We start from the raw sequence: 26,930 nt of genomic DNA, 5'->3' as shown, positions 1-26,930 counted from the left end.
ATAAAATACGAATGAGAGAGTCAGATCCGTGCGTAATATCTTAGTCACTAACGCCCTTCCATACGCCAATGGCCCGATCCATATGGGTCACTTACTCGGTTATATCCAAGCAGATATTTGGGTACGTGCGATGCGTGCAATGGGTCATAACGTGACTTATGTCTGCGCGGACGATGCTCACGGCACAGCAATTATGCTACGTGCTGAAGCCAACGGTATTACTCCAGAACAGCAAATTGCCAATGTACAAAAAGAACATGAGCGTGACTTTGCCGGCTTCAAGGTTGATTTCGATCACTACGACTCAACCAACAGCGCTGAAAACCAAGCACGTGCTTCTGAGATTTATATTAAGAACCGTGAAGCAGGAAATATTGCAGTTCGTCCTGTAACCCAGTTATTCGACCCTGAAAAAGGCATGTTCTTGTCTGACCGTTTTATTAAAGGCACATGCCCGAAATGTAAAGCGGAAGATCAATACGGCGATTCATGCGAAGTATGTGGTACAACGTATAACGCAACTGAATTGTTAAATCCTAAATCAACTTTGAGCGGTGCGACTCCTGTCGAGAAATCTTCAGATCATTACTTCTTTAAACTACCTAACTTTGGTGAATACCTACAAAAATGGACACGTGACGAAGGTCGTTTACCTGTGTCGATTGCCAACAAGTTAGATGAATGGTTTGAAGCAGGTTTATCGGATTGGGATATTTCTCGTGATGCGCCTTACTTCGGTTTTGAAATCCCTGATGCTCCAAATAAATACTTCTATGTTTGGGTGGATGCGCCAATCGGCTATATGTCGAGCTTTGAAAATTACATCAAAACTAAACGTCCTGACTTAAGCTTTGATGACTATTGGAAAAAAGATTCTAAAAATGAGGTGTATCACTTCATTGGTAAAGACATCGTGTATTTCCACGCATTGTTCTGGCCTGCAATGCTTGAAGGTGCCAACTACCGTACACCGACAAGCCTATTCGTAAACGGTTTCTTGACTGTAAACGGTCAGAAGATGTCAAAATCTCGTGGTACGTTCATTAAAGCGGAAACGTATTTAGAGCATTTAAACCCTGAATATTTACGTTACTACTTTGCGTCTAAACTTTCTGACAAAGTTGAAGATTCTGACTTGAACCTTGATGATTTCGTTCAAAAAGTGAATTCTGACCTTGTTGGTAAAGTGGTGAACATCGCAAGTCGTTGTGCGAAATTCATTAACACGAAATTTGACAATAAATTGTCTGCGACTTGTGCAGAGCCTGAATTGGTTCAAAGCTTTATTGATGCTGGTGATTCAATTGCGCAAGCATACGAATCACGTGAATTCTCAACTGCCATTCGTGAAATCATGGCGCTTGCAGATAAAGCCAACCAATACATCGATGAGAAAAAGCCTTGGGCTTTAGCGAAGATTGAAGGTGAAGAACAACAAGTTCATGATGTGTGTTCAGTGGGTATTAACCTATTCCGTCAATTGGCGGTGTACCTTGCGCCTGTATTGCCAACTTTGGCAGAGCAAGTTCAAGCGTTCTTACAATTAGACAGCTTTAACTTTGAATCTCGTAAGCAAATTTTGGTTGCACACGAAATCGCATTGTTCCAACCATTGATGCAACGTGTAGATCCAAAAGCTGTGGCTGCGATGGTGGATGCATCTAAAGATTCTTTAGCTGCACCTGCGGAAGCACCAAAAGCTGAAAAGAAAAAAGAGAAAGCCAAAGAGAAGAAAGCTGAGCCAAAAGTCGGTGAAGCTGAAATTATCGGTATCGAAGACTTTATGAAAGTTGACTTACGTGTGGCTGAAGTTTTAGAAGCAGCTCACGTTGAAGGTTCTGACAAGCTTTTACAACTCACTTTAAACGTCGGTGAAGCTGAACCACGTAACGTGTTTAGCGGTATTCGTGAGTTCTACAAACCTGAAGACTTAAAAGGCAAATTGGTGGTGATGGTAGCAAACCTTGCTCCACGTAAGATGCGTTTTGGGATCTCTAACGGTATGGTATTGGCTGCGGGTAATGGCGAAGGTGTTTGGGTGATTTCACCTGAAACTGGTGCGAAGCCGGGTGATAAAGTGTCTTAATTTTTAGATTAAGATGAGAGAAAGCCTCTACTGATGTAGGGGCTTTTTTTATAAATCAATTTTTTATATGTTTAGAAATATATATTTGTGGTTTTAAGCCAAAAAATTCTACTCTTTTTTTCCATGAATCGACGGCTAATAAAAACTGTATAGAATTTATTTCAAGTAAAGATGAAACAGGTTTTTCTAATACAAGCCAAAGGGCAGCTGACTCAAGTTTACCTTCAAATTGAATTATTCCTTGTTTAATTAGTTCTACAGCCCCTTTCGACTGCTCTATGTTATAGATTAAATCTTGAGGTTTTTCCGAAATTTTAACTGATATAATTTCATTATTTTTAAATAAATCAGCCACTTCCACTTTATAATTCTTCCCTTTAGCATCTAAAGATTGTATGGCTTTCAACTGTCGATCAAGCAATGTATAACCATGATTAATACTAAGATTCTCATTAAAATAATATTCACGGTAGGTTAATTTATTAGCGACATCTTCATCATTTTCAATTTGACTTTCTTTACTTATTTTCCAAGCTGAATAGTCTTCTTCAATTAAATCCTGCCCAGTTATTAGCGGTATTTGTTCTAATGATTTTTTTAAATATGCTGTGAATGTTTCATTAAATTTAAACCATTTTCCACATTTAAGAAAATATTGGGCTTCTTCAAATGAAGTACAAAAATCTAGAATTTCTTTTAATGGTTGTGTGAAACGACCACTTTCTTCTATCTTAAATTTCACATGCAAATCATCAATATTTTGAACATCATGTTCTTTGATAAAACTAGAAATTATAGAAGTATCGAATGAATTTCCTAGTTGAAGTTTTGCAAGTTGCTTACGCTCTTTTCTGTAAATTAGTTCATAGTTATATTCATTAAATCTAAAAGAAATATTAATTCCAGATACATGTATTTCTTCAATCCCTACAGATACATCCTCTTGCAAATAATCCATAATTTGAGAATCTAACTCTGTTATTAACTTCGGATCAGTAACTGGCTCTAATTTTGGTAGTTTTATTACTTCTTCAATGACCAAAGTATCAGAAATTTCATTTAGGATTTGTGCTAACTCACTTGGTGATTTATTTACATTCAATTGCACTGAATCAGCGAAAATAATATTTTTGTCGCCCCATATGTCACAGTTTGAAGCTTTAATTTTTAGATGTTCAACTGATTCGCCTGATTCATAGCTATTTATATTAAAGTTCTCATACGAAGAAACCTCGTGCCTTTTAGTACCTGTAAAGTATCTACTTTTCTTAAGAATTGTAGTTTTCTCGTCCCCCATCCTTACAGCTAGATTTATCCCAAAATTTGGTTCAATAAATTTTGCAAGATAGAAGTGAGATTTACCTAAACTCACAGCATATATTTCTTCAGGATCATCTTCATTTTTACAAATCAACAAACCAAAATGGAAAATGTTTTTTGGAGAGTTATTTTGAGACGTCAAAAAATCTTTATACGTCTCATACCACCAAACGTCATTACCTTCTACTTTTTCTGAAAAATAAAAAGTCATTTCATAATTGTCATAAATTTGAGTTTTTTGCTCTACAAGACCAACTGACTCTAGTTTTTCAAGCAATTGCTTCATTTCAGAAAATTTTAATTTATATATATTGTATGTATTGATCATTTTTTCATCTAATTGTATTAATTACTGATCCTATAAATTTGTACAAAAAATGTAAAGTGGTTTATCACGTTCGTCTTTAGAAAAGATAATCTAATTTATCTCTTTCAAAATTTCATAAAAAAAATATGATAAAAAGGAAGTAACCCTTCAAAACTTATAAAAATCCTATGAAAACTCTAAGACCCCTATTCCTCACATTCGCTTTAAGCACCACAACCCTCACCACTTACGCGACTGAACCGACTATTGCCCAACAAAAACAAGTTTCGGGCTACTATCATCACCAAATCGGCAACACCCAAATCACCGCCCTACTCGATGGTACAAACTACCTCAATCCATCTATGTTTAAAGGCTTAAGCGACAGTGAAAAAACTGAGATTCTTAAAAAATACGCAGCGGTGAACGACAAAGGCATCCAAACCTCAGTCAATGCCTTTCTCATCAATACAGGCAACCAACTATTGATGGTCGACAGCGGTGCTGCAAGCTGCTTTGGCGCACACTTAGGTTCAATCTATAACAACCTCAAAGCATCAGGCTATGAGCATACGCAAGTGTATGGTATCTTCCTCACTCACTTACACCCTGACCATGTGTGTGGTATTTCAAACAACGGCGTAGCGAATTATCCAAATGCAACGCTGCATATTTCAAAAACCGAATATGACTATTGGCTGAGTCCAAATACCGTAAAAAAACTGCCAAAAGACAAACAAGCAGGCTTTTTAGGAACAGTTGAAAAAATCAAAGCAGCACTTGCGCCATATGAAAAAGCTAAAAAGATTAAAGTCTTTTCAGACAAATCTTTACGCTTCGGCGATGTCGAATTTAAACCATCCTTTGGTCATACCCCAGGACATTACAGTTTTAAACTGAAAGCTGATGATCAAGACGTTGTGTTTATTGGCGACATTGTGCATTCACATACCTTGCAATTCGACAAACCTGAAACAGCAATTGAATTCGATATTGATCCACAAACTGCAATTCAAACTCGCTTAAAGCACTTTGCTGAATATGCCAAAGATGGGCAGTTGATTGCAGCACCGCATTTACCTTTTCCGGGTATTGGACATATTTATTCCAAAGACGGACAAAGCTATCAGTGGATGCCAGTTCACTTTAAAGATTAAACTAAAGTCACGCAATGGTTGAAATTTCAAGTATTTTTATTTAAAGTTCCCTCGCTTAAAAACGGGGGTAAACTAATGAAAAAATTATTAATTTCAATTATCGCAGCAACTTCAGTATTGGCGACAGGCTGTTCAGTTCGTATGGCGGATATGACAGTTGCTTCAACTAAAAACTACAATCTTAACTCTAATCAGTTCGTGAAAGGTGAACGTGTAACAGGTGAAGATAAGGTCCCAGTTGTCTTGTTCCCTTTAGGGGTTCCAAACTTTAAAACTGCTGTAGATCGTGCTATTGAAAAAAATCGTTGCGCTGTGGCTCTTTCTGATGTGGTGATCACTCAATTGAATCAAGCATTCATTGTTGGTCAAATTGGTTATCGTGTAGAAGGTACACAAGTAATTGACCGTTCACAGCCTGAATGTAAGAAATAAGATTTTAAAAAAGCCTCTAATACGTTTAGAGGCTTTTTTATGGGCGTATTTAAATCAAAAATTAGGTGTCTAAATTTACGTTCTGTCTTCGGTCGATATATTCAACATAACCTCGCCCCTTACATTCAGTTCCATTCAGCAAACCACTCCACTGATAAGAACTCACATAACCTGCGGCTAAACCATAACAATATTCCGTATCTGCCACCGCAAGAATATCTAACACTTTCTCACCTTGATGATGTGCAATCCATCTAAAAGACTGAGGCACCTCCATCTCAAAACCGTCAGGTGTTATTTTCGGATCAGGCTTTAATGCAATCACTTGAAAAGCAACCTCACCATCATATTGAATAGAAGTACCATCAATATGGCGATAAGACACGGCGGTATAAGTAGGTTCACCTGCAAAACCGATATAGGCCAAGACCAATTGTGACTCATCATCTATGTTGATGACTTGATAACTAAAACTGTCTAAAGGCACCAATCCTGTGGTCGGTTTAATGGGACTCGGCAACATTGAGCTAGAGACTGCTTTCCAATGTTCCAGTGTACACAATCCTTTAACTTCAACACGTTTTCCAAGTTGGGTGAGATGACCGTCATATTGCATCAATACACTAAAGTGCTGATATAACATGCTATGTGCAAACCACGTAATGGCAGGCGTTGGGGTTAACCAAAGATCAACTTGCAGATCATCACGTTCAGATACTAGATGATAACTCCCTTCAATTTCAGCAAGGAAAGATTCTCGACCAAACTCAACCTTAAATGGCTTTTGATGAAATACAATGTCGTCTTGAATATTATAAATGCGAAAGGCTTCTTCATCTGTCGATAAGGCTGTTCCATGGACCAAAGTAGCGGTATTTTCAGGACTAAGACCCGAAATCGACTTGGGTAAATGCGTTATCTTCGCACCAACATCACCAATGACAGAAGCATAGGACAAATATCGAAAAGGCTCAGGCAAATCTGGAATCATAATTCCATAATGCGTACTCGCGAATTGACGATGAAAAACATGCGCATCTAAATTATATTCGCGCGGTAAAAGTGCTTGTTCTTCTGGCTCTACTGCACCCAAAAGGTTTTTGGCCATTTGACCCAATTGATAGTAGAACTTTTGTTGTAGACTTTTATTTTTGGAAGGACTACTGAGGAGAGAATACATAACAAACTCACAAACAATGAGAGATATTTACACCCTAAACAACCTCTCCTCAGTTCTTTATAGCTGATCAGGACTGGCAAATGTGAATTCAGGTCAGATCATAAAAATTGTTAGACAAGATTAAAAATGTGATCTACTTCACACCAAAAATCAATTTCAATCCGAGCACAGACATCACAATGCCCGCACCACGATCAAATACTTTCTTAAATTTTAAATATACCGCACGCGGCTTTTCCGCTGATAATGCAACCGCCACCAACGAGCACCAACCAGCATCGATAAAAAAGCACAGCATTGGTAACACAAAGTAAAAATACAACGGAATCTCTTTGGGTAATAAAGCTGTGAAAATACTGGCAAGTACAATCGCAATTTTAGGATTCGACAATTGAGTAATTAAGCCTGTGGTAAATGCACGTCGTAAACTCATCGGATGCGATGCAGAATGATCAGCTTCGATTGGATCTTTGGCATGTTTAATGATTTTATAAGCCAAAAACAATAAATATAATCCACCGCAGATTTTCAAAGCCAAATATGCTGAAGGCACTGCAAGTAAGAATGCCTGTAAACCTAATACTGCCAATAAACCAAAAATCGCAGCACCGAGACCAGTTCCCAGTGCAGTAAATAAACCATGTTTACGCGAAATAGCGATTGAATTTTTAGCGACATAGATTGAAGTCGGCCCCGGACTCATTGCGCCCAGTAAAAGTGCTGCTGCAATCGAACCTAAAATCCAAATTGATTCCACATTAATTCCATAGTAGATGATTGATTTATAGCGTTATTCTACTTGGAAGCCTTATGAATATTTCCCTAATTATTTGAGTGATTTTTTTAAATATTAAAATTATTCACTATTTATTTTATTATTTTTAGCGAATTAGTTTACTGTATAAATTAAATACAATTGATTTTATAAAAATAGACAAGTCATGCTAATCATCATCTGACAGTGCTTCATTATATGCAGTTTCGTGCGGTGACAGACGATAGTCCCTTTCCTGTACAGGTACACCAGCAATAATCATACTTCGTGCTTCAGTTTTTGGTTTGTTTAGAAAATCCTGCTCACAGCCTAAGGCCGTTAAAACAAACAAACCCAATAATAAAATGGATAGAGATTGCTTCATGCCACCCTCCCAAAATTCCGTTTTCTTTCAGATTAGCACTTTTGATTATTTTTTAAACATATTTTTCACTGTTTTTCAATTTCTCCGAGTAAGAGCTAAGATTCGAAATCCGCTATACTCTTAAAAAACCAAATGCTCGCACTATGTTTGATACGATTGCCCAACAGGTTCAAGATCAGGAAATTTCTTTAAATGGTTTAAACATCACCGTTCGCCGTTTAGACCAAATTCATCCACATATCTCTGGAAATAAGTTTTATAAACTGAAATACAATTTTATTGAGGCAAAACGTCAAGGCTTTGAGAATGTAATGACCTTTGGTGGGGCTTATTCAAATCATATTGCCGCCACAGCGTTTGCTGCACATCAATTTGGGTTTCAGTCTATTGGGATCATTCGTGGTGAAGAACTCAAAAACTCAGCACGCAATCACACCCTCGCCACCGCAGAACGTTTTGGTATGGCGCTGCATTTTATCTCACGAGAAGCATATCGACACAAACATGATCCTGAGTTTTTAGCTCACTTAGCGCAACGCTTTCCTGAAAGTTATTTAATTCCAGAAGGTGGCACCAACTCGCTTGCCATTCAGGGCACTCAAGAAATTTTAAAAGATGCTGATCAGACCTTTGACTTCATTTGTTGTGCTGTCGGAACAGGCGGTACGATTTCAGGATTGATTGAACGCAGTTTAAGCCATCAAAGAATTATTGGATTTTCTGCGTTAAAAGGAAATTTTCTGAATGATGAAGTAAAACTACTGACGGGTAAACACAACTGGCATATCACTGATGATTATTGCTTCGGAGGCTATGCCAAAACCCGACCTGAACTGATTCAATTTATTGAAAAGTTTGAATATGAATACCGTATTCCACTTGAACAAGTCTATACCGGAAAAATGATGTTTGGCATTCATGATCTTATACAACAAAACTATTTCCCCAAAAACGCTAAAGTTTTAGTCATTCATTCGGGCGGGCTTCAAGGTCGAACGATTTAGTTGATCTTGCTTCTGCTTCTGTTCGCTTGAATTAATCCGATAATGCTCAGTTCATCTTAATTTACCGTTATAATTGCGCTGTTTCGTTTTTTGATTATTTTCATGTCTTCCAAGCAATACGATGTTTTAGTAATAGGTGCGGGTGCATCTGGTTTAATGACCGCATATATGGCTGCTCAACGTGGGCGTCGTGTCGTGGTGGTTGAAAAAGCCAATAAAGTGGGGAAAAAAATTCTCATGTCAGGTGGCGGTAAATGTAACTTTACCAATCTGTATGTTGAGCCTGATAACTATATGTCACATAACACGCATTTTGTTATCTCAGCACTCACTCGTTATACCAATTGGGATTTCATTGCCTTGGTCTGCGAATATGGCATTGAATACGAAGAACGTAAACACGGTCAGCTCTTTACCCTCAACGGCGCGAAAGAAATCTTAGCCATGTTACTTGCTGAATGTGACAAAACTGGTCTAGTCGACATCAAAACCAGTTGCGAGGTGAAAGCCGTCAACGCCCTTGAGGAGCACGGTTTTCAAGTAGCAACCAATTTAGGTTATTTTGAAGTTGAATCTGTCGTGGTCGCATCTGGTGGTCTCTCAATTCCGACGCTTGGAGGCTCAGGCATTGGCTATGAGATTGCTAAACAATTTGGACACTATGTTTATCCGACTCGTGCAGGTCTAGTCCCCTTTACTTTTTCTGATGGTTTCAAAGAAGTGACGACACGACTCAGTGGCAATGCTGTTGAAGCGACATTAAGCAATCATCTCAATAGCTTTACTGAAGCACTCTTGTTTACGCACCGTGGTTTAAGTGGTCCAAGTTCTTTACAGCTCTCAAACTATTGGGATGTGGGTCAAAGTTTTAAAGTCGACTTTTTACCGAGTCTTGATCTCTTGGATTTTTTTAAAACTAGAAAACAAAATCAACCTAAAGTGTTACTCCGCACCTTACTCGCTGAACACTTACCCAAGAGTGTCGTAGTTGAATTGCAACAGTTGATTTGGATGGATCAAGCTGAAATATCAATCGGTAATATCAGTGATGAGAAGTTAGAGACGATTGCCCAGCGCCTTCATGCATTTGAAGTTAAACCTTCTGGGACTGAAGGATACCGTACGGCTGAGGTGACTTTAGGTGGAGTTGATACCACTGAAGTTTCCTCAAAAACAATGGAAAGTAAAAAGCAAAAAGGACTTTTCTTCGTCGGTGAAATACTCGATGTAACTGGCCATTTAGGTGGATTTAACTTTCAATGGGCTTGGTCATCTGCACATGCCGCATCTGAGTATGTCTAATTAACAACGAGTATTATTCATTTTTTCATTAAAGGGGGCATCCTTTGCCCTCTTTGAATATCGTCCCTATTGATCAATCGAATGCTTCATTATTGATTTATCTTTTCTAAAGGAAGTAATTTATGAGGGTCTTTGGGCGTTGGTATCAGTTGAATCAATCATTTGTGTGGTTGGATCTGTTACTGCATCATCAATAGATGGTGTATTGAGTCTGTTGTTTTCAGTAGCTTTTGAATTTGCAAAAACAAAGCGGTAAGCGCTTGCTAAAAAACCCACGGTGATACCCGCAATCACTATTGGGGCGAATAATTTATTAAATTTCTTACTCATAATTTTTACTCTTTTTCATGAGGATCAGCCAAACCATGCTGACTGATCCCGACACAAAATTACATGTTATTTAGGGTCATTTTTAGGCGGCGTATTTTGATCTGACTCCCCTGTAGACCCATAAGGATTATTCAATGGTTGAGTTGGTGCCTCTACATCAATTTGCGTGGGTGGAATGTCTTCGTCTTGATATTCTTCCGCAACAGTTGAAGCATCCATTTGCTCAGTAAGTGGTGGCGTGACTTGTTCAGGCTGATTTGGTCTTGGCTTATTCGCGTCAGATTTCGCTTTATCGATTAAGTCAGTCAACAATCGCTCTGCAGGTTGGCGACCACCTAGACCAAATGCAAGTGCAAAAGCGACAGCAACCGCTCCAAGTGTTAATCCAAAGGCTAAATTTACGATCGAGTCAGCGATTCCCATTGCACGCAAGCCCATTGCAACGACTAAACCAATGATCAGTACTCGGACAAGATTCGCTAACCAATGTGCGCTATTGGTCTCACCGCGCTTCACCACATCGGCAACAAGATTTGCTAACCAGAAACCAATGACGAGGATAACTGCTCCTAAAAGTACATTCGCTCCGAAATAAATGAACATCGCAATCAAATCACTAATTTGATCAAAGCCCAAACGATTCGCAGCTTCAGACACCGCAAAGAGCATGGTGAAGAATACAATCAAATGACCGACAACTTTTGATATTTTGGTTTGACCCAAAAATCGTTGCATATCGAGCTTTTGAGGAATGTTATCAACACCTGTCCCAGCGATCACTTCAACCACAAGATTAGATACGAAACGTGAGACCACATAAGCAATGATCAGGATTAAACCTGCTGCGATGATATGTGGAATTGCATTCATGATTTCATACAACATAGCCGTTGCTGGTTGTGAAATCGCGTCTACACCCAAAGCCTCAAACGCAATAATCAGTGAAGTAATGATTACTAAGGCAAATACAAATGATCCTAATAGCTTAGGCAGATTAGAATTTTTAAAAACTCCGACTTTTTCAGCTTGCTGTTGGACATTCAAACTTGAAAGTAGGCCTTCGACAATACCTCGTACAATTTTTGCCAAAATGTAACCAACAAATAAAATCACACCTGCCATAAAGATATTCGGCAAGTAGGCAACGGCTTCAGTCACCATATTCTGAACTGGATATAACAAACCATTTAAGCCCAAAATAGACAGCACGATCGGTAAGAACAGCAATAAAATGAGCCAATAAACAATTTCACTGATATTTTGGCTAAATGAGCTCACACCAACGTCTTGACTGAGCTTTTCATCCAATTGTGTACGACTGAGTAGTCGAGTTAATCCAACTTTGACCAAATTGGCTACGATCCATCCAATAAAACCAACTGCTACTGCAGCCAATAATTGTGGGATAAATAGTAAGAATTGTTGAACCATATTACTAAAAGGACCACTCACACTGGTCAGGTTTAAAACGTTGAGTGAACCGATAACAGCAATAATGAGGATCAGCCAGAAAACGACTCTGGAGATGATATTTTCTATATTTGAGCGATGTCCTGTCGCGCTACTTAATTTTTGATTGGTATTTAATTTTGCAAGTACCTTCTTAACCCCTGCGGCAACGATTAAAGCGATGATCCATCCTATGAGTAAAATGGCCACTGCAGCAATAATTGGTTGGAATTGCTCCCAATAATACATTGCATCAAAGCCCCCAGTTCGAGTGAAGCCGTTATATTCATCATTCATTGGTTACGCCTCTTCTTATGTTAAGTGTTCTGAATTACGATTGATTTAATTCTTTTCCCTAGATCATTTTTCGATCGCGTCATCACACCATAAATTTCGAATATTTTTTAATCAACTCAAAGCATCATAAATACAACACATTGTTGCAAATCAAGAAAAAACCCAGCCGAAGCTGGGTTTAAACGTGAAAAGTGTAGTGGTTTATTGATCGTTTGCGACCGCAGTAACGGTATTATCCACTGCTGAATCTGTTGCCGTTGCTGTATCTGCATTATCTTGAGTTGCAGGAATAGTCGTATCAGCAGGAATTTGACCTGGTGTTGGTTCACGATCAGCGAGCATATAGAAAATGAAGGCTGCTAAAAAAATACCAACGATAATCAGAATATACACTGGGATCTTACTTTTCTTCTTTTGATCATTATGGGTCGGATGATTGGATTGATCTACCATGATGCCCCTCTTATGTATTTTGATGATTTTTTATACTAGCAATCTATCATGTTGTTTTGTGTGAAAAAACATTATCAATTCGTACTGATCAAAGCACATGAGCTGTGATGCAAAATAGAGTATAATATGCACCCTCCTCATTTTTATTGTCGATCTGTATGACCTATCGCCGACAAAGTGTCTCTTTAGATTTAGACACAGATGTCACTCATGCCTGTTCTTTGCATCATACCCGTGATGGGCATTTGATTGGAATTATTGAGTTTACGAAACCAAGCTATGTGCTGAAGTGGGGTGACTTAGAGTATTTCCGCCGTCGCACTGAAGAATTTTCGGTGATGCCCTTTCCTGAATGTGTCAACGGCATGATCATCGACATTCGTAACATCGCTTGCTTCTTAGATAATGAAGTGCCCATTATTCCTTGGCGTTTACTCGAGGAAGAATGCCCAATTCGTTTAGTGGTTCCACACGATCGTTTGGAACATTATGCAGGTTTATTTGAACCGACTTGGCTCACGAGCGATGTCGATACTGCGATTCAAGAGATTCGTCAATTTATGGATATGTTTGTCCATTAAGTATGTCGCATAGTATTCCTATGTAATTTAGAAAAAAACCTCCGAGATGGAGGTTTTTTTGTGCCTCAATTCCCTCTCCTCGTAGGATAGGGTGATTTGGACTTACCAATAGTTCTCTACCGCAATATTTCCTTCACCACGACGATTCATGGTCAGGCCACGTGCTTTCAGAGCCTCTTTTGTATCTTCAACCATTTGGGGATTCCCACACAGCATGATATGTGACGTTTGCGGATTAAAATCGACACCTACGGTTTTCTCTAACGCTCTATTTTCGATTAATACTGGCAATCGATCATGCAATGGTGCATTTGGATCACGTGTAATAATTGGCACAAATTTAAATCCTGTATGACCTTCACCAAAGGTATCCGCGACTTCCTGAATTCGGTCTACGTAAGCCAATTCGCTTGCTGTCCTCACACTGTAAACCAAATGAATATTTTTATATTTTTGCCATACTTCAAAGTCTTGCAACATAGAAATAAATGGTGCTAGCCCCGTGCCTGTCGCCAATAACCACAGGTCATTTGGCATAGGTAACTGGTAACGTGCTAACGTCAAAAATCCATAAGGAATCTTTTCCAAATAAAGTTCATCACCAACTTTGAGATGTTGTAAATTTGATGTAAAAGCACCATCTGGTACAACAATTGAAAAGAATTCTAAGGTTTCATCAAAAGGCGATGAAACGACAGAATACGCACGTACCACCAAATCATCGCCAACTTTCAAACCAATACGCGCGAACTGCCCTGCGGTAAATTTAAAATGTGCGGGACGCGTCATGGTAAAGCTAAATAAAGTGTTGGTCCAACGATGTACAGAAAGGACTTTTTCTACGCTAAATTTTTCAATTGACATAATTTCTACGTGGCATGACAGACTGCGCTCATGGTAGCATGACAATATAATTTATTAATATTTTTTCACATTAAGGCTTCATTCATGCGCATGACATTACGCCAACTGGCTGTTTTCGTAGCTGTCGCTCAAGAGGGTACGGTAACTAAAGCAAGTGATGCTGTACGACTCACACAAAGTGCTGCAAGTATGGCGTTAGCAGATCTTGAAGATGGTCTCGGTGCACCATTATTTGATCGCTTAGGAAAACGATTACAACTGAATGACTTGGGTCGTTTTTTACTTCCACAGGCGCTTGAAATTTTAGGTCGATGTGAATCATTTGAACAAGCGGCAAAAGGCGAGCTTCAAAGTATTGATCTCCGTATTGGGGCGACTTTGACCATTAGTGATTATTTGATGCCTGATTTAATGGCTGATTTTCTTCAATTACAACCACAAGCACATTTGCAACTTCAAGTGGGCAATACGCGTCAAATGATTGAAGCTGTTAATCAATTCCAACTTGATTTAGCCCTTATTGAAGGTTCATGTCACTTACCTCAATTACAATCGATCCACTGGCGTGATGATGAGCTTGCAGTGTGTTGCTCACCAGACCATCCTTTGGCGAAATTAGACCGCCCTCTGACCATTGAAGACTTTAAACAGGCTGAATGGATTTTACGTGAAGAAGGTTCAGGGACTCGTGAAGTCTTTGACAACGCAATCCTGCAAGACTTACCGAATGCCAATATTCGTTTAACTTTGGGTCATAATGAAGCTATTTTGAAAATTGTTGCTGGTGGTTTAGGCATGTCATGTATTTCAAAATTAGCTATTGAACCATTAAGAGAAAAAGAGCAACTGGTGATTTTAGAAACGCCGTTCTGGCAACTCACACGTCCTTTATTTATGTTAGTACACCGTCAAAAATATCAGGGACCTGGTTTAAAAGCCTTTATGAAATTCTGTGATGCTTAATAAAAAAAGCTCCTCATTGGAGCTTTTTTTATTTCTCAGCTTCTTTCTTTTGTTCTTTGATAATGTGTTCTTGTTCTACCGCATAAATTTTTGCTTTTGCGTCTTGCTCTTCTCTGTATTGCTCATATTTTTGAAATCCCCAAACACCCAGATTAATAAACACTAAAATAGGGACAATACTTGCAAATATCCATGGATTAAATTGCTTGTTTGGATCTTTTATCTTCTTGGCTTTTTTCTTTGATTTTTTATCAGCTCCGAATTCATCAACACGCGAACTCGTAATGAATTTTTGCGCATTAAATTTTAATTGAAAATGCGTTTTAACATCAGGGATTTCTTTACGTACAACTTTTGGTGGGCGCCCTTTTGCATGGGTTGGCTCGGGTAGATGATCATCTACGTTCTCTTCAGGCGCACTCTCATTCAAAGGTTGAACTTTCGTAAGTGGTACGACAGCTGACTCATCTAAGACTGGCACACGGCGACTTGGCTTTGATTCGAGCATTTCTTTAATTTGCTCTTCCTCAAGAGGTTCACCTAAGGAAATTTTAGATACTGGATCTGAAACTTGATCTGCATGATGTTCAGCACCAGAACCATCCAACACGATTGATTCTTTACTCAGTGTATTAAAATTTAGTTCAAAATCTTGGATTTGTGTTTGTGAGTCAAGCGTACTTTCCTGATCTGCAAGACGCTTTTCGATCAGCTCATCTAGCTCTTGTTCAAACTTCTTAGACTCACCTTCTAAATCTTCGTGCGCACGATAAAAAAGTTGATTCAAGGGTTGTTCGACGCGTGCATGTTTATTGTCTAACCGCACGATAAATTTTGCATGACGCTGGTCGTCTTTATCGACCACGATACATTTCACACGCTCACCAATTTGAGGCGCGATACTGGAATTTGCCATGTCATTCAATACGAAATGTACATCAAAATCATGATCATTGATTTTGATAATTCCTGCTTTCAATGCAGGGTCGTACGAATGTAAAACACCCCTGTAAAACATGTTATTTCCCCAGCATAAAAAAGATTGATTCTTAGTAATTAGTTTTTTTAAATTTATCGTTGAATCAAAATCTTAATAAAAAAGGAGGCCTTAGCCTCCTCTATAATTTAATCAAATTTTAATCTTTTTGTACAGAACCAAAAATTTTATCGCCAGCGTCCCCAAGACCCGGAACGATATAACCATTCTCGTTTAAACCGTTATCCACAGCTGCGGTAAAAATGACAACATCAGGATGTGCTTCTTCCACACGTTTAATACCTTCTGGTGCTGCAACCAAAACCATCACTCGGATATCTTTACAACCACTCGCTTTAAGGACATCAATAGCAGCAACCAATGATGATCCAGTCGCAAGCATTGGATCAATAATCATCGCTATACGGTTTTGTACGTCAGGTACCAATTTCTTATAGTATGTACGTGCTTCTAATGTTTCCTCATCACGCTCTAAACCAAGAACAGAAACTTTTGCACTTGGAATAAGATTTAAGAAACCATCAAGCATACCAATGCCAGCACGTAAAATTGGTACAACAGTAATTTTTTTACCTGCAATACGCTGTGTTGTCACCGGGCCATTCCAGCCATTAATTTCGTGATCTACAACAGGTAAATCTTTGGTTGCTTCGTAAGTCAGTAACATTGTGACTTCTTGCGCTAACTCACGGAAGTTCTTCGTGCTGATATCTGCACGGCGTAATAAACCTAATTTATGACGAATGAGCGGATGACGAATTTCTTGGATTGGCACGGGAGAACACCTGAAGTATAAATGTAAATTCTGTCTATTATAAATGTTTTTAATATAAGAAATAAGAAAAGCCCTCAATGAATGAGGGCTTTTTTTGTTAACAAAAATAGTTTTTTTAGATTAATCGATCAACTATTGAAGAACGATATGTAATGGCGCGATCAATTGTGCTTGATTTGCCATCGCAATGACTGGATCTGGATATACACCGATTACAAGCACTGCAAGCGCAGCAAGCAATACCATAATACCACCCACTTTTTGACCCCAATGTTTATCAGCATCAATACGTGGTGTGTCTGGTGGCGTCATATACATGACGATCATGACACGTAGGTAATAGTATAGACCAATACCAGAACCCACAATGATCATCGCAGCGAAGAACCAATGTGCTTCAGACACAACTGTCATGATCAGCATGAATTTACCGATGAAGCCTGCAGTTAACGGAATACCTGCAAGAGATAGCATCATCACAGTCAGTGTTGCCGTCAATACTGGACGACGCCAGAATAGACCACGGTAGTCTGCAAGTGATTCTGCTTCGTCATTGTTGTTGTATGGGCTAGACATCAACGCTACAGCACCAAACGCACCAATCGTCGTTAATACATACGTTAATACATATAAACTTACTGACGTTAAGCTTAAGAAAGATGTCGTAACAACAGCAAGGAATAAGTAACCAAAATGCGCAATTGACGAGTATGCCAAAATACGTTTTAAGTTCACTTGTTTCACTGCAAGCATGTTACCAATCAAGATTGATAACACTGCAATGACGATCAAAATCGTTTTGATCGATTCGATACCAATTACACCTGAAGACAGTAAGTAACGTACGAATAAACCAATCATTGCAACTTTAGCTACAGTAGCAAGGAATGTTGCAATTGGTGCTGGAGCACCTGCATACACATCTGGCGTCCATTTATGGAATGGCGCTAAAGACAATTTAAATGCAACAGCTGTGATGATTAAACCAAGACCTAAGATTCCAAATACAGTGGTAAGTTTCTCACCAAATTGAGGAATATAAGCTTGCAGCGCCATCATCAATTGAGGATCTTGAGACTTAGTTAACGCCCAGAACATATCATCCACTTGACCCGCAAATGATAATGAACCTAGAACTGAGTAAACATAAGCCATACCCATCAACAACATTGCAGAAGCAGTTGCTGAAAGTACAAGATATTTAATACCCGCTTCGAGTGACTTACCGCGTTGGTAGGTATAAGCAATCAGACCGTACACTGGAATCGACATTAACTCTAAGCTAATGAAGAATGATGCAAAGTGTGAACTTGTTACCATTAACATTGCCCCTGAAACAGAGATCAACATTAATAGATAAAGTTCTTCACGATTATCTTTATAGGTTTCGATATATGCATGTGACAGTGTGCAACAAGCCAATGCAGCAATCAAAATAATCACTTGATAGAACAGACCAAAAGCATCAACCATAAATAGGTTCATGACATTTGGTGAGATCTGAGAACCTGTAAACAACGTGAATAGAATATTCAACAATGCAAGGTTAAGACCGATAACAGATACTGTCGCAATCAAATTATGATTACGTTTGATTGCAGTCAAAATCATTACGATGATTGCTGTTAAAGCAACAATCATCACAGGAGCTAATGGCATTAGCTCAGAAAATGATAGTGTGAAGTTCATGACTTATTGCATCTCCACATTTTCGAGTTGAGTTGTGGCTTGTTCAACCACTTCAACTACTTCTTGTACTGGAATGTAGCTATTCGCAATCCAAGCCAAACTTGATTCTGAAATATCAAGGAAGCTTTGTGGATACAAACCAAGCCATAACAGACCGAACGCACAAATTAACAAAATACCAAGCTCACGCGCATTAAGATCTTTTAATGGGTTCGCATAGTGTTGTTTTTGCTCTTCGTTTGGCACACCAAATAACGCTTTATGAATCAGGATTAAACCATATAGACCCGCAAATACTAAGCTGATCGCAGCAATAATCGTGAATGTAGGGAATTGAGCAAATGCACCCATCAAGATGAGGAACTCACCAATGAAGTTACCTAAGCCAGGGATACCTACAAGCGCAGCAATAAAGAACATCAAGAAGAATGGTAAATACTGGAATTGACCACGAATACCACCCATCAAGCGTAAATCACGTGTGTGAAGACGCTCATACACTTGACCACACATAATGAATAATGCTGCTGACGATAAACCGTGAGCCAACATCATGACCATCAGACCTTGGAAGGTCAGGATGTTACCTGCGTAGATTGCAAGTAAAACAAAGCCCATGTGTGAAATCGACGTATACGCCAACAAACGTTTCATATCGGTTTGCTGGAAAGCACACCAAGCACCGTAGAAGATACCGATTAAACCGAAAATGATTGCTACATCAGCAAACTGCGCTGAAGCAACTGGGAAGAATGGAATGACGAAACGAAGTAAACCGTAAGCCGCTGTCTTAATTAAGATACCCGCAAGGTCTACAGAACCTGCTGTAGGTGCTTGTGCGTGCGCGTCTGGTAACCAACCATGCAATGGGAAAACAGGAAGTTTGACTGCAAAACCAATAAACAAACAAATCATAAATGCAAAGGCAATTGATGACGTTTGTGGGTTAGCATCCAATGTATTCGCAACAGCGAGTAAATGGTTATAACTGAAGCTGATTGTATCTGTCATCATGAAACCGTAGATCACAAGACCTAAGATACCAATCAACATGATCAGACCAGCCACCTGCGTGTAAATAAAGAATTTAGTCGCAGCGTAAACACGAGATTTACCAGAAGCACCTTTGTGGCCCCAGAGTGCAATCAAGAAGTAGATTGGAACGAGCATCATCTCCCAGAAGAAGAAGAACAAGAACAAATCAACAGCCAAGAATACACCGATCACGCCACCTAAAGACCATAAAAGGTTTAAGTGGAAGAAACCAACGTTCTTCTGAATTTCACCCCAAGAACAGCCAACCGCCAATACACCTAGTAAAGCAGTTAAACCGACCATGAGAAGTGAAAGACCATCCACCGCTAAGTGGATGTTAATGCCAAGGGTTTGAATCCAAGGTACATAGAACTCTGCAGACCAAGTCGGTACAGTTTCACCAATTTGGTAGCTGTAGGTACCAAATTGCCATAAAGCAACGGTCATGCCCAAAGTAATGAGCATACCCACAAGTGCGATATAACGTGGTAGGTGTTGATCTAATTTATCAACGACCCAACAAATAAAACCAGCAATGAACGGAATGAGGATCAGCGCGGGTAAATACCAGTTATTGATGTTTTCCATCTTATTTCCCCACGATCTGAGTCACGATCAGAATCATGATAATCACCACGATACCGAACGCCATGCTCGATGCGTACTCACGCAAAGAACCTGTTTGACGTGAACTAGTGAAGCTATGACCACCTTTAACAATCGCTGGCAATACAAGCCATACGCCATCAATCGGGTCACGACCAATCATTTTTGCAATAAATAAGTAAGGTTTTACAAACACGAGGTCATATAACGCATCGAAACCAAGCGCATTACGACAGATATTTGCAAGTCCAGCACCCAATGAAGTGCGAGCAAAACCTTGAACTGCTTTATAAGCAAAAGCAAATAAGACAACACCAACCGCTAAACCAGCAAGTGCGATTGCAATAGCGACATATTCTGCACCATGCGCACCAGCTTCTAGCGCTTCAGGAATAACAAATGCAGGGATTTGTGCTGCATCAAGAATACTCATGACTGGCGCTTTAAGTACGATTGCCAAACCTGTAGAAAGGACAGCGAGAATCGCTAAAGGAGCCCAGTAAGTTGCACCTTTGATTTCGTGATAAGGCGTTTTCTCTTCGCCAAAGAACACAATCCAAATTAAACGGAAAGTATAGATTGATGTTAAGAATGCACCAGCAACTCCGACCCAATACAATGTATTGAATACAGGTAAGCCTGCGATATGGCTTTGTGTCCACACAGCCGCCAAGATTGCGTCTTTTGAGAAGAAACCAATCGTTAAGAATGGAATCGCTGCTAAGGCACCGCCACCGATCGCGAAACAAGCAAATAAGAATTTATTACGCTTGAACAAACCACCCATTTTGAAAATGTTTTGTTCGTGATGGTATGCAAGAATCACCGCACCTGATGACAAGAACAACAACGCTTTGAAAAATGCGTGAGTCAACATGTGGAACAAGCCTGCTTGGTATGCTTCAGCACCTACAGCCATAAACATATAACCGAGCTGACTCATTGTAGAGTAAGCAAGAATACGTTTGATGTCTGTTTGAACCAGTGCAGCAAAACCTGCAACTAATAATGTTACCGCACCTGTGATTGAGATAAACACCATGACTTCTGGTGCCATTTCAAATACAGAGAACATACGGCAGCATAGGTAAACACCTGCTGTTACCATTGTTGCAGCATGGATTAATGCAGATACTGGTGTAGGACCCGCCATCGCGTCTGCTAACCATGTTTGTAATGGGATTTGCGCAGATTTACCTGCAGCACCCAAGAACAACATTAATGCAGTCCAAATGGTTAACGATGAGCTTTGTGTCATTACCACAGGCGCAGCAGCAACGATTTCAGCAATATTCAATGTTCCAAATTGTTGGAAAATTAAGAACAATGCGATGAGTAAAAAAACGTCACCTATACGTGTCACGGTGAATGCTTTAATTGCAGCAGCACCATTTGCTGGATTTTGGTAGTAATAACCAATCAGCAAGTATGAGCACAGACCAACACCTTCCCAACCTAAGAATAACAACGCAAGGTTATCACCCAACACAAGCAATAACATGCTTGCTACGAATAAGTTGAAGTAAGAAAAGAAACGTGCAAAGTCTTCTTCACCACGCATATACCATGATGCAAAGATATGAATTAAGAAACCCACACCCGTAATCATGCCAAGCATAAGTAAAGATAAACCATCTAAGTGCAAGCTAATGCCTGGTTCAAAACCACCCACACTGAACCAAGTCCAAAGGTGAGTCACTTGAGATGTTTCACCGCTGTTGATGAAATTCATACCAGCCAATAATGCACATAGTGCAGAAAGACCAACTGAACCCACACCAATAATGGCAGCTACAATTTCAGGAAGCTTATTACGCCCTGCCGCTAAAAGGATAAAACCAATGAGCGGAAATAATATGGTTAATGCTAATAAACTCATCCGCGCATCTCACTAGCAGCATCTACATCCAAATGATGGAAGCGATGATAGAACTGAAGGACGATCGCAAGCCCGATACACGCTTCTGCCGCAGCAAGCGTTAAGATCAAGATAAACATGATCTGACCATCTGGTTGCACCCATGCACTACCAGCAAGGACGAATGCAAGCGCTGCTGCATTCATCATGATCTCAAGGCTCATTAACATAAATAAAAGGTTGCGTCGCACCATTACACCGTAGAAACCGAGTGCAAAAAGAATGGTTGCAACAATCAAACCATGCTCTAAAGGGATATTACCCATTATTCTTTTTCCTCTTCTGCACTTGGTTCACGTTTGCCTAAGTGGAATGCAGCAACTAACGCAGCAAGCAATAACATTGCGGCAACTTCAACCAATAATAAATATTGTGTAAAGAGTGCTTGACCAACTTCTTTAGGGCCTACAACTTCTGTACCCATTAAAGGACCAGAAATGCTGTGCTCTGAAGTCATTGTCCAAACTAAAACCAGACCCATTAAAAAGCTCATCAATGCAGGGTAAGCCCAAGCATCAGATGTTAACCATTTACGTTCTTGTTCAACAGTTTGAGAACCAAGATTCAACATCATCACAACGAAGACGAAAAGAACCATAATTGCACCAGCGTAAACAATAATCTCAAGTGCACCTGCAAATGGTGCACCAACGATCATGAACATACCAGCAACTGCAAGTAACGAAACGATTAAGCTTAAAAGTGCATGTACTGGATTCGCATTAGTCACAACACGAACCGTAGAAACGATGGCCACAAGTGCCATCAAATAAAATGGCCACATCATGGTAATAAGCTCCGTACATCGACAGGTGCGCTTTCACGCTGAGCCTGACCTTTGTCTTTACCAGCTACAGCCATACCCGTTACACGGTAGAAGTTATAGTCTGGATATTTACCAGGACCAGAAATGAGCAAGTTTTCTTTCTCATAAACTAAGTCTTGACGAACGTATTCACTGAGTTCGAAATCAGGTGTCATCTGAATAGCAGTTGTAGGACATGCTTCTTCACACATACCGCAGAAAATACAACGAGAGAAGTTGATACGGAAAAATTCCGGATACCAACGACCATCTTCTTTCTCAGCTTTCTGTAATGAAATACAGCCAACAGGGCAAGCTACAGCACACAAGTTACAAGCTACACAGCGCTCTTCACCATCTGGGTCACGTGTCAATACGATACGGCCACGGAATCGTGGTGGAACGATTTCTTCTGCTTTAACTTCAGGGTATAAAATAGTGTCACGTTTACGTGTTGCGTGGCTGAATACCATCCACAACGAACGTACAATTGACCCAAACCCAGCTAGAATTTTATACATAATGTTCTCCCTGCTGTCCTAGGCCTGATTCATCAGAATCACAGCACCAGTCACCAACAAGTTGACCAACGCTAAAGGCAAACAAATCTTCCAACCAAAGTTCATCACTTGGTCATAACGTGGACGCATTAATGAACCACGTGCCAAGACAAACATCATCACAAAGAATGCTGTTTTAATCATGAACCAGAATGCTGGAGGTAGGAAATCTAGACCAAATGGTGCTAACCAACCACCGAAAAATAAGGTTACGATCAAAGCTGAGATCAGGACAACGTTGACGTATTCCGCAACGAAGAACATCCCCCATTTCATACCACCATATTCGACATGGTAACCTTCCGCCAATTCTTGTTCCGCTTCTGGTTGGTCAAATGGGTGACGATGCGTTACCGCAACACCTGCAACCACGAAGATGAGGAAACCTAAGAATTGTGGAATGACAAACCATACATCTTTTTGAGCTTCTACGATTTCACGCATGTTGAATGAGCCTGCAATTGCAACCACACCCATCAAGGAAATACCTAAGAAGACCTCATAAGAAATCGTTTGCGCTGCTGAACGAAGACCACCGAGTAATGCATATTTATTGTTTGATGACCAACCACCAAATAAAACTGCATACACTGCAATACCCGCCATTGCCATAAAGAACAATAGACCGATACTCATGTCTGCAACACCTAAATAAGGTGATACAGGGATAACCATGAACGATAACACCGCAGTTGCCATTGCAACTGCTGGAGCTAAACGGAAAGTCAATTTATCTGCAAACTTTGGTGTCCAGTCTTCTTTGAACATGATTTTCAGCATGTCGGCAACAATCTGGAACATCCCCCCAGGACCTACACGGTTTGGACCGTAACGGTCTTGCCATAAGCCAAGTAAACGACGCTCAATGAAAGACATCAACGCAGCAATCAAAACTACAACGAGCAAGATCACAATCGCTTGAACTACAGAGTAGGCAATTGGCCAGTTCTCAGCCCAAAGCGGCGTTTGACGGATTAATTCTTGTTCCATGAATTATGCTCCTACCGCGACTGATACAGGCTCAGCTAACGATACCGTTGGCGCGAGACCAATTGGGTAACCAATATAACCTGTAGGTAAATATTCAATGACTTGAACAGGAAGAACGATCGAAGCCTCACCTGCTTTCACAGTAATGTTTTGGCCATCTTTCACATTCAAGCGCGCTGCATCTTGCTCACCCACTGCAAATACCGCTTCTGGAATACGAGACTCCATTGCAGGTGTTTTCACTGTGAATTCACCAGATCCAAAAATATGATGCATTGGAACAAGGCGGAAACTCTCAGCATTTACAAGAACTGGTGCTGGTGCAACGTATGTGCGTGCTGGTAATTTCGCAAGGCGATCAAATAAACGAATACCTGAATCACCACCTTTTAAAGAACCGCCCACTGATTCTTGGAACTTATTCCAAGCTTGTGGTGAGTTCCAACCTGCTGACCATGCAAATGGAACTAACGCTGACGGCGTTTGGTTCCCGACATAACCTTCCATAGAGAATGTTAATGCAGAGTCTTGATCAGTTGGTTGTTTAGGCTCATGGACAGATAACGGCGCACGAAGTGAAGTACGACCAGAGTAACGACGTGGTTCACGTGCCACTTTAAGACCATGGACACGGAATCCTGCATCTGGTGCTACATCTTGAATCGCTTCAAGCGCAGGTACATTCTTAGCAACTGATTCGATGACATCATCAAGCACAGTCCAAGAAATTGCTTTGCCTTTCACGCCAGTTTCAATGGCATGTAACCAACGCCAAGATTCTTTGATCGCAAGTTCTGGTTTGTAGTAACTTGGGTCATATACTTGATAGAAACGTTGTGCACGACCTTCTTGAGATACCACAGTACCATCACCTTCAGCAAAGCTCGCTGCAGAAAGAACGATATTCGCTCTTTTCACCGTTTCAGTTTCTGAATGGTCAAGCACGATCACGTCTTTACCAGACAAAGCAGCATCTACTTGCACTGCAGGTAAACGACGATAAAGGTCGTTTTCTACAATCACGACAGTGTCATAGTCTTGTGCAAATGCTTGCTCAAGGCTGTTACCGCCAAAGATTGCTAAGCCCATTGAGTTCACTTCAGGAACAGTCAAAGTTAGACCCGCATTACCCAGATTCTGTGCAACTTGTGCAGCAGCTTCCATAATTGCAGCTTCTTGCAAGCTTGTACCAGAGATAATCAATGGTTTTTTTGCAGCTTTTAAAGTGTCAGCAATGGTTTGAGCAAATGCTTTTGCATCTTCTTCTAAACCGGTAATACTTTCACCTTTCACCGCCGCAGCAACAGCAAAACCTAAACGTGCGATATCATTTGGAGAAGCAACGACTTCACCAGTAGCTACGTCAGATAAACGTGTTTGAGTCGCAGCCAAGATATAAATTGGTGATTTTTCGTCTTGAGCAATACGTTGTACTGGCTCAGCCAACCATTCTTGTGTACGGCGTTCTGCAGCCATTTCTTTGGCTTTGTTCTTCGCAGCTTGACGTACTGACAATGCCATACGTGGTGCAGTTTGTGTTAAATCTTCACCGAGAATTAAGACAGCATCGTAGCTTTCAATTTCACGCATACCTGGGTTATATACACCCTCGGTTTGCATAATTGATGCAGCAAGTTCAACCAAGTTTTGCTCTTTTTGAGACATACCTGTTGAATAGTTTGCTTGTCCAACCAATTCACGAAGCGCAAAGTTAGACTCAAGAGATGCACGTGGAGAACCAATACCCAATACTTTTTTGCCTTGGATTTTCTCAATCACGGTGTCTAACGCTGTATCAACTGAAACAGTCTCTACATTGCTACCTGAACGGAATTGCGGTTGACGTGGACGGTCTTCACGGTTCACATAACCCGTACCGAAACGGCCTTTATCGCACAGGAAGTATTGGTTGACTTCACCGTTAAAACGGTTTTCTACACGACGTAATTCACCATAACGCTCACCCGGAGAGATGTTACAACCTGAAGAACAGCCTTGGCAGACGCTTGGCGCATACTGCATGTCCCATTTACGGTTATAACGTGCAGAGTGTGTTTTGTCTGTGAATACGCCCGTCGGACATACTTCAGTTAAGTTACCCGAGAACTCAGACTCTAAAGTACCTGATTCTGGACGACCAAAATAAACACGTGAAGCGTTTGCATACACACCGAAGTCTGTGCCACCTGCGTAGTCTTTATAGTAACGAACACAACGGTAACATGCGATACAACGGTTCATCTCGTGCGCAATAAACGAACCAAGTTCTTGGTTGTAATGCGTACGTTTCGTGAAACGGTAACGACGACGGTCATGTTGTGTCATCACAGTCATATCTTGAAGGTGACAATGACCACCTTCCTCACAGACTGGACAGTCATGTGGGTGGTTCGTCATCAAGAATTCAACAATAGATGCACGGAAATCTTTTGCTTCTTTGTCTTCAATCGAGATGTAGGTATTGTCAGCTGCAGGTGTCATACATGACATAACTAAACGACCGCGAGTATCTTCTGGATTCGCGTATTGAGTTACAGCACATTGACGGCAAGAACCGACAGAACCTAAGGATGGATGCCAACAAAAGTACGGGATATCAATACCCAAAGACAAGCATGCTTGTAGCAAGTTCTCTGAGCCATTGACTTCATACGATTTGCCATCGACATGAATTGTAGCCATAGTCGAATT

Annotated in this window: 25 protein-coding genes; 7 read left to right on the top strand and 18 right to left on the bottom strand. The window is 40.2% G+C overall.

Annotation, left to right across the window (positions count from 1 at the left end; genetic code table 11):
• Positions 1–28: 28 nt before the first annotated feature.
• Entirely contained in the window at positions 29–2,086 is a 2,058-nt protein-coding gene (gene metG, locus FTV32_RS04550) for a methionine--tRNA ligase (protein WP_180028055.1), read from the top strand.
• 55 nt (positions 2,087–2,141) lie between these two features.
• Here the strand turns inward: metG and FTV32_RS04545 are convergent, their stop codons facing one another.
• Positions 2,142–3,734 (bottom strand): DUF6119 family protein, encoded by a 1,593-nt coding sequence (locus tag FTV32_RS04545; RefSeq protein ID WP_180028054.1) that lies wholly within the window; start codon positions 3,732–3,734, stop codon positions 2,142–2,144.
• Between the two features lie 167 nt (positions 3,735–3,901).
• Here FTV32_RS04545 and FTV32_RS04540 point away from each other — a divergent pair, with 167 nt between their 5' ends.
• A complete protein-coding gene (locus FTV32_RS04540; protein WP_180028053.1) occupies positions 3,902–4,870 on the top strand; it encodes an MBL fold metallo-hydrolase in 969 nt (322 codons plus the stop codon).
• Positions 4,871–4,945: 75 nt separating this feature from the next.
• Positions 4,946–5,302, top strand: coding sequence for a hypothetical protein (locus tag FTV32_RS04535; protein ID WP_035267298.1), 357 nt, complete (start codon positions 4,946–4,948; stop codon positions 5,300–5,302).
• A gap of 61 nt (positions 5,303–5,363) precedes the next feature.
• Here the strand turns inward: FTV32_RS04535 and FTV32_RS04530 are convergent, their stop codons facing one another.
• The 3 genes from FTV32_RS04530 to FTV32_RS04520 all read right to left on the bottom strand — a co-directional run bounded on the left by FTV32_RS04530 (position 5,364) and on the right by FTV32_RS04520 (position 7,621).
• Positions 5,364–6,482, bottom strand: coding sequence for a DUF6670 family protein (locus tag FTV32_RS04530; RefSeq protein ID WP_180028052.1), 1,119 nt, complete (start codon positions 6,480–6,482; stop codon positions 5,364–5,366).
• Positions 6,483–6,615: 133 nt separating this feature from the next.
• The gene (locus FTV32_RS04525; RefSeq protein WP_180028051.1) at positions 6,616–7,239 is read right to left on the bottom strand and encodes a LysE family translocator; all 624 of its coding nucleotides are present in this window, start codon (positions 7,237–7,239) and stop codon (positions 6,616–6,618) included.
• A 187-nt stretch (positions 7,240–7,426) separates the two neighbouring features.
• Positions 7,427–7,621, bottom strand: coding sequence for an NF038215 family lipoprotein (locus FTV32_RS04520; RefSeq protein WP_035267295.1), 195 nt, complete (start codon positions 7,619–7,621; stop codon positions 7,427–7,429).
• Between the two features lie 143 nt (positions 7,622–7,764).
• Here FTV32_RS04520 and FTV32_RS04515 point away from each other — a divergent pair, with 143 nt between their 5' ends.
• A complete protein-coding gene (locus FTV32_RS04515) occupies positions 7,765–8,625 on the top strand; it encodes a 1-aminocyclopropane-1-carboxylate deaminase/D-cysteine desulfhydrase (RefSeq protein WP_180028050.1) in 861 nt (286 codons plus the stop codon).
• Between the two features lie 102 nt (positions 8,626–8,727).
• A complete protein-coding gene (locus FTV32_RS04510; RefSeq protein ID WP_180028049.1) occupies positions 8,728–9,927 on the top strand; it encodes an NAD(P)/FAD-dependent oxidoreductase in 1,200 nt (399 codons plus the stop codon).
• Between the two features lie 120 nt (positions 9,928–10,047).
• On the opposite strand, the gene FTV32_RS04505 is transcribed toward FTV32_RS04510, so the two are convergent.
• The 3 genes from FTV32_RS04505 to FTV32_RS04495 form a co-directional block, all read right to left on the bottom strand.
• Positions 10,048–10,257 carry a hypothetical protein gene (locus FTV32_RS04505; RefSeq protein ID WP_035267292.1) on the bottom strand — a complete coding sequence of 70 codons (210 nt, stop codon included), beginning with the start codon at positions 10,255–10,257 and terminating at the stop codon, positions 10,048–10,050.
• A gap of 66 nt (positions 10,258–10,323) precedes the next feature.
• Complete coding sequence (locus tag FTV32_RS04500; RefSeq protein ID WP_035267290.1) at positions 10,324–12,003, bottom strand: mechanosensitive ion channel; 1,680 nt, start codon at positions 12,001–12,003, stop codon at positions 10,324–10,326.
• 201 nt (positions 12,004–12,204) lie between these two features.
• Positions 12,205–12,456, bottom strand: coding sequence for a hypothetical protein (locus tag FTV32_RS04495; protein ID WP_035267289.1), 252 nt, complete (start codon positions 12,454–12,456; stop codon positions 12,205–12,207).
• A 158-nt stretch (positions 12,457–12,614) separates the two neighbouring features.
• Here FTV32_RS04495 and FTV32_RS04490 point away from each other — a divergent pair, with 158 nt between their 5' ends.
• Positions 12,615–13,037, top strand: a complete 423-nt coding sequence (locus FTV32_RS04490; RefSeq protein WP_035267287.1) for a hypothetical protein — start codon at positions 12,615–12,617, stop codon at positions 13,035–13,037.
• A gap of 102 nt (positions 13,038–13,139) precedes the next feature.
• Here FTV32_RS04490 and FTV32_RS04485 read toward each other — a convergent pair whose 3' ends face one another.
• On the bottom strand, positions 13,140–13,901 hold the full coding sequence (locus FTV32_RS04485) for a ferredoxin--NADP reductase (RefSeq protein WP_035267285.1): 762 nt from the start codon (positions 13,899–13,901) through the stop codon (positions 13,140–13,142).
• Positions 13,902–13,985: 84 nt separating this feature from the next.
• Here FTV32_RS04485 and gigC point away from each other — a divergent pair, with 84 nt between their 5' ends.
• Positions 13,986–14,864, top strand: coding sequence for a LysR family transcriptional regulator GigC (gene gigC, locus FTV32_RS04480; protein ID WP_180028048.1), 879 nt, complete (start codon positions 13,986–13,988; stop codon positions 14,862–14,864).
• Between the two features lie 28 nt (positions 14,865–14,892).
• Here the strand turns inward: gigC and FTV32_RS04475 are convergent, their stop codons facing one another.
• From FTV32_RS04475 to nuoG, 10 genes are all read right to left on the bottom strand, one after another.
• Positions 14,893–15,882 (bottom strand): hypothetical protein, encoded by a 990-nt coding sequence (locus FTV32_RS04475; RefSeq protein WP_035267282.1) that lies wholly within the window; start codon positions 15,880–15,882, stop codon positions 14,893–14,895.
• Positions 15,883–16,000: 118 nt separating this feature from the next.
• Positions 16,001–16,636, bottom strand: coding sequence for a uracil phosphoribosyltransferase (upp, locus tag FTV32_RS04470; protein ID WP_035267277.1), 636 nt, complete (start codon positions 16,634–16,636; stop codon positions 16,001–16,003).
• Positions 16,637–16,768: 132 nt separating this feature from the next.
• Positions 16,769–18,325 (bottom strand): NADH-quinone oxidoreductase subunit NuoN, encoded by a 1,557-nt coding sequence (gene nuoN, locus FTV32_RS04465; RefSeq protein WP_180028047.1) that lies wholly within the window; start codon positions 18,323–18,325, stop codon positions 16,769–16,771.
• A gap of 3 nt (positions 18,326–18,328) precedes the next feature.
• A complete protein-coding gene (nuoM, locus tag FTV32_RS04460) occupies positions 18,329–19,948 on the bottom strand; it encodes an NADH-quinone oxidoreductase subunit M (RefSeq protein ID WP_180028046.1) in 1,620 nt (539 codons plus the stop codon).
• 1 nt (position 19,949) lies between these two features.
• Positions 19,950–21,845, bottom strand: coding sequence for an NADH-quinone oxidoreductase subunit L (gene nuoL / locus FTV32_RS04455; RefSeq protein ID WP_092766949.1), 1,896 nt, complete (start codon positions 21,843–21,845; stop codon positions 19,950–19,952).
• On the bottom strand, positions 21,842–22,150 hold the full coding sequence (nuoK, locus tag FTV32_RS04450; RefSeq protein ID WP_004695395.1) for an NADH-quinone oxidoreductase subunit NuoK: 309 nt from the start codon (positions 22,148–22,150) through the stop codon (positions 21,842–21,844). The genes nuoL and nuoK overlap by 4 nt, the downstream gene beginning before the upstream one ends.
• The gene (nuoJ, locus tag FTV32_RS04445) at positions 22,150–22,668 is read right to left on the bottom strand and encodes an NADH-quinone oxidoreductase subunit J (RefSeq protein WP_171076777.1); all 519 of its coding nucleotides are present in this window, start codon (positions 22,666–22,668) and stop codon (positions 22,150–22,152) included. Before nuoJ ends, nuoK begins: the two co-directional genes overlap by 1 nt.
• A complete protein-coding gene (nuoI, locus tag FTV32_RS04440) occupies positions 22,668–23,210 on the bottom strand; it encodes an NADH-quinone oxidoreductase subunit NuoI (RefSeq protein WP_035267267.1) in 543 nt (180 codons plus the stop codon). The genes nuoJ and nuoI overlap by 1 nt, the downstream gene beginning before the upstream one ends.
• 18 nt (positions 23,211–23,228) lie before the next feature.
• Positions 23,229–24,239 carry an NADH-quinone oxidoreductase subunit NuoH gene (nuoH, locus tag FTV32_RS04435; RefSeq protein ID WP_035267266.1) on the bottom strand — a complete coding sequence of 337 codons (1,011 nt, stop codon included), beginning with the start codon at positions 24,237–24,239 and terminating at the stop codon, positions 23,229–23,231.
• Between the two features lie 3 nt (positions 24,240–24,242).
• Positions 24,243–26,921 carry an NADH-quinone oxidoreductase subunit NuoG gene (gene nuoG, locus FTV32_RS04430; RefSeq protein WP_035267264.1) on the bottom strand — a complete coding sequence of 893 codons (2,679 nt, stop codon included), beginning with the start codon at positions 26,919–26,921 and terminating at the stop codon, positions 24,243–24,245.
• Positions 26,922–26,930: the final 9 nt, after the last annotated feature.

The sequence above is a fragment of the Acinetobacter sp. YH16032 genome (genome assembly GCF_013417345.1).
GTDB lineage: Bacteria > Pseudomonadota > Gammaproteobacteria > Pseudomonadales > Moraxellaceae > Acinetobacter.
Note: the sequence above shows the minus strand (reverse complement) of the source record. Positions and strands in the feature narration are given on the sequence as shown.